Source organism: Flavisolibacter ginsengiterrae DSM 18136, from assembly GCF_059568575.1.
In genome coordinates, this window is the sequence record NZ_JCANTR010000048.1 from 1 (window position 1) to 5,634 (window position 5,634).

Genomic DNA, 5,634 nt, shown 5'->3' on the forward strand with positions numbered 1-5,634 from the left:
AACATCACTTATGTGGCTTCACCTGCTACGGGAGTGATCACACAGCGCAACCTGACTGTGACAGCAGTAACCGACAGCAAGACCTATGATGCGACAACTGCATCCTCTGCGTCACCAACTGTGGGCTCGCTTCAGGGTACAGATGCGGTGTTGACGGCACCAACCCAGGTGTATGATAATAAGAATGTGGGCAGCACGCACGTGTTGACGGCCTCAGGTCTGACGATCAAGGATGCCGGCAGCGTAGATGTAACGTCCAACTATAACATCACTTATGTGGCTTCACCTGCTACGGGAGTGATCACTACCGCTACATTAACTTATATTGCTAATGCTGCTAACAAGACCTATGGTGATGCTAATCCATCGTTCAGTGGTACTGTTACAGGTTTTGCAAGTGGCGATAATCTATCCAATGCCACAACCGGTACAGCTGCCTGGACTACATCGGCAACTCAATTCAGCAATGTAACCAGCTATGCTATTACAGGTAGTGGATTGACGTCCAACAACGGTAACTATACTTTTGTACAGGCAGCGGGTAATGCCACTGCATTTACTATTAATCAGCGTCCATTGAATTTTACAGGAACAAGGATGTATGATGGCACTGTAGCATTTACTTCAACTCAATTGAATGCTCCGGGTAATACTGTGAATAGTGATGTGGTAACACTTGGTGGTTCAGCAACAGTATCAAGTAAGAATGTTGGTACATACACTGGTTTTATAACTAATTCACTTACATCATCAAATAGCAATTATAAAGTAACAGGTGGTGTCGTTTCTGTAAGTATTACTGCGGCAACACTGACATACAATGCCAATGCAGCAGGCAAGACCTATGGTAATGCCAACCCATCGTTCACCGGTACAGTAAATGGCTTTGCAAGTGGTGATAACCTGTCTAATGCTACTACTGGGACGGCTTCATGGACCACAACGGCAACTCAATTCAGCAATGTTGCCAGCTATGCCATTACTGGTGGTGGACTGACTGCCAACAACGGTAACTATACTTTTGTACAGGCAGCGGGTAATGCTACTGCATTTACTATTGATCAGCGTTCTTTGAATTTTACAGGAACAAGAATGTATAATGGAACTCCAATCTTTACAGCAGCTCAATTGAACACTCCTGGTAATACTGTGAATGGTGATGTGGTAACTCTTGGTGGTTCAGCCACTGTATCGAGTCCAAATGTTGGAACCTATACAAACTTTGTAACCAATTCACTTACATCATCAAATAGCAATTACAAGGTAACTGGTGGCACAGTGTCCGTGATCATTACACCACAAACTGCAAATCCACTTGCAGATGCTTATTATACCGGTGCTAATTTTTACTGGACAACAGGGCCAAGCAGTAAGACAGCAACTTTAGCATTAACTGCTACGATTACGAATAATCTAAATTATACAGGTGATATTCGTACAGCTAAGGTTTCATTCTTTATCAGGAACAGCGACAATTCGTTGACGCCAATTACAGGTGCTCAGAATCTTCCTGTTGGTTTAGTCGATCCTTCTCAAACGGGCACAGGAACATCTTCAGTAATTGTTCAATATAACATTGGTTCTGTTATGGCAACATCTCTGAATATTGCTGTAAAAGTCACAGGTAATTATGTTGAAAATCCTACTCCTGATAATGATGGTATGATCACTATTGCTGTTCCAGTGCCAGGTGGTATAATAGCTGGTGGCGGTAAATTGTGTAACAATAACTCTAATGGCTATGTAAAAGGTGCGGCTTCAACGATGGCAGATTTTAGTTTCTATGTTCAATACAATAAGAGTTTAACCAATCCTCAGGGAAGTGTTGAATTCCATGTGAAGAGCTATAATGATCGAAATGGTAATGTTACCAGCGTGCTTCATTATTATAAAATTAAGAGCACGTCTATTGCCTCTCTTTCAGTTGGTAAACCTACACCTGGTGATGCCCAATTCACAAGTAAGGCAAACATCTCTGAAATTGTGAATGGGGTCGAAAGCAGTATTGAAGGTGGTTGTACTATGCAATTGGATATATGGGATGGAAATGTAGTCAATCCAGCTCAGAGAGATAAGTTAGGTGTAACACTATTCAGAAAAGCCGGAGGTGTTTGGTATTCTAACAACTGGAATGGGACAAAAACAGTTATTACAGATGTTTGTGGAGCATCAGCTGATCAACTTTCTGTGACTGGTAGCGGTACAACATCAACTGTTACTACAACCAGAATTGCAGCAAGTGAGCCAGTAATAGAAGCTGTTACCTTCAACCTCAAAGCTTATCCAAACCCAAGTACTTCAAAATTCACTGTGAACATTCAAAGCAGTAACCGTGAAGAGAAGATACAAGTGAGGGTGATTGATCTGAACGGAAGAGTAGTGGAATTGTTCAACAACCTTTCTGCTAATCAATCCTTGCAGATCGGTAGCAACTACCGCCCGGGTATGTACATCGTAGAAATGATCCAGGGTAATGAAAGGAAACAATTGAAACTGGTAAAACAGCCCAATTAATAATACCCTAAAAAAACAAGCAAGGTGGCCCGAAAGGCCACCTTTTTTTGTTGCTGATCAGCCACCGCCGGCACATAGGGCTTTTTATAAAATATACTGCTGAAAATCACCGTACTATCGTAAGTTTTCCTATATTAGGAGTGAAATCCCTCTCACCCTCTCAAAGCCATTTATATCACCTTTGCTAAACTTATTGTTTTTGCCATTAACGTGGAATTATCACATGTAAATTGGTAAGGCTTTAATTGACTGATACATTTAATTGCCATCCGTTCCTTCTATAAACTAAGCTTCTATTTTATCTATAACCAACGAACTCTCTTTAACCTGGTATTACTATTCAATGATCGTAACCCTGGTTTATTTCCAGGAATTTGATCTGGCTAACTGCTTATTCTTCCCCCTTGAAACACTGACCAGGAGGTCATTGTAAACATCCATTGATATACCTGTAGAAAAGCGGGTCTTTAAGTCCATTAAGCTATTCTAACTACTGTTTATGCGTATCACCAATCGTATTCTAATTGCTTTTTACAGGAGCGTTCTGCTGCCTGTATTATCTCCATTCTACTATCCTGTCCATTCATTAATCACCATAATTATGAGAAGTACATCTATCCCTTGCAGTGAAAAACTATTTACACTTGCACCAGGGCAAAAAAATGATAAGCTGATGATCAGCAGGGCCATTGCAAAGCATGTCATGCTTTTATTGCTGCTTCAGTTATTCATTGGCTTCCGTGGATTCTCACAGGTAGCACCCCTGCCGCCAACAAGGGTCTTTGGTAGCACTCCAACCAAATTCAATATTGATGGGTATTTAAAAAGACAAAGCGGTACTTCGGGTGACTGGGTTGAAGGTGAAGTTGGTTCGGGTTTTGGTGGCAATAATATCCTGGATAGTAATACGGGCAATTCTATAAGGGCTTTGGGCTATCATGTGGTTGACCTGTATACCAGCAGTGACAAGATCTATGACGGTAGCAACAGGGCTACAGATGCCATTTCGGCCTGGAAATGGAAAACGGCTGCTGCTTCTTCAAAGGCTAATATCAATAATGCGCTTTGCTATGTGGCAAAGGATGATGCAGGAGAAACCTGGGGTATGTTCAGTGCCGACAGAGAGTCAGCTTCGGGGGCTACTTCCATTGATTTTGAGTTCCTGCAGGCCAAACTTGAAAGGACCAACCCGCTCGGATCTTCCGGGGGGTTCACGGGTGCGCGTACTACTGGCGACCTAATTGTTTCAGTTCAATTTACCGGGAATTCCAGCACACCTGCTGCAATATTGTTTTACAGGTGGTCGGGAAGCACCTATGTATTGTTTACTCCTGCAAGTGATGAAGGCTTTGCTGTTACCAATAATAACTTCAGTATCCGTGTGCCTTATACTGCTTATGGATTGAAAACCTATTCATCCAACCAGTTTATTGAAGGGGCTATCAATATTTCCAAACTGATCACCCGAAGCGCCAATAATGATCCCTGTATAGGTTATGATTTCAGAACCCTTTTGGTGAAATCAAAATCCACCAGTGATATCAGCGGAAACCTGGAGGATTTTGCAGAGCCCATACAGTTCACTCCTGAATTGAGTATCAACAGCGCCACTATTTCCTATGCCAGTCCTTTTTGCCAGGACCTGAGTGGAACGGCAAACTGGCAAGCTGTGAGCTTTGGCCAGAACTCTATCACCACAGGTAGTTTTTCTGTTGATCCATCATCTCCTTCGGGATTGTTATTAAATAGTTCAGGATCCATAGATATTGCCAATAGCACACCCGGTACCTATACTGTAAACTTTACCTACAACCGCAGTAATGCCTGTACCGGCACTGCAACGGCAAGTGCAGTGGTGACAATCAAGCCACAATTCCCAGTGCCTACATTCAGTACAGTGCCGGCGGGATGTGGAACCAGCGGCAGTGTAAGCATCACCAATTTCGTTAGCGGGGCAACCTATACCCTAAGCCAGGGCGGTACACCAATATATACTACAACCACCAATTCATTTAATGCTGTAGCTGCCGGAAACTATATATTGACCGTTTCCAAAACAGGTAGTTGCAGTGCCACAGTCAATGTGCAGGTGAGTAATAATTCTGATTTGAATGTAGCTGCTATAACAGGGACAACTACTGTGTGTGTAGGAGCCACAACTACTCTACAGGATGCCACTGCCAATGGTGTGTGGTCAACAGAAGATGGCAACATTGCCACAGTGGATGCATCTTCAGGTGTAGTATCCGGAGTGGCGGCAGGACAAGTAAACATAAGGTACACTGTCACAGCAGGGGCCTGTTCTAACTATGCTATAACAGCAGTTACAGTGAATGGAGTTCCACATGCAGAAGCTGGAAGCGCTTTGCCTGCAATCTGCCAGGGACAGACATCTGCTGAATTAGGTGGTTCAGTAACTGGTTCTGCTACCGGGGGCACATGGACTGATGGTGGTGTTGGAGGCACGTTCTTACCCAATGCAACTACTTTAAATGCCAACTGGACCCCTCCGGGAGACTTTACCGGGTTGGCTACTTTAACCTTAACCACCAGTGGCGGTTCATGTACAGCAGTTTCTGACTTCACTACCATACAGGTAAATGCTGTTCCAGCTAAGCCAACTGTTACGGGTGCCAATTCATTCTGCCAGGGCAGTTCCATACTATTAAGTTCTTCATCCGCCACCGGAAACCAGTGGTATAAGGATGATGGATTGATTGTAGGAGCTACCAGCCAGACCTATTCTGCCAGTGAAGCGGGTGATTATACAGTGGAAGTGACCAACGGTAGTAATTGTTCTACCAGGTCTGATGCACATGCGGTGACGGTGAACCAGACCCCGGATGCGCCAACTGTAACGGCAGGGCCGTTCTGCAGTGGTGCCAGTCCAACGATTGGCTCACTTCCAACGGGAGATGGGGCGTATAAGTATTACGAGAGCAATGCAGCTACCACAGCACTTACCGCTGGTACGGCGATACCGGTTGGCGTGAACCAATATTACGTGAGCACGACATCAGCGAAGGGTTGTGAGAGTCTTCGTTCGATAGTGACGGTGACGGTGAACCAGACTCCGGATGCGCCAACTGTAACGGCAGGGCCGTTCTGCAGTGGTGCCAG

2 protein-coding genes are annotated in these 5,634 nt (G+C 44.2%); both read left to right on the plus strand.

Going from position 1 to position 5,634, the window contains the following annotated elements:
* Positions 1 to 2,514 (plus strand): MBG domain-containing protein (locus BP74_RS21500; RefSeq protein WP_496377600.1); only part of this gene is annotated, 2,514 nt, incomplete at its 5' end.
* Between the two features lie 601 nt (positions 2,515 to 3,115).
* On the plus strand, positions 3,116 to 5,634 hold a 2,519-nt coding region (locus tag BP74_RS21505), incomplete at its 3' end, for an Ig-like domain-containing protein (RefSeq protein WP_496377602.1).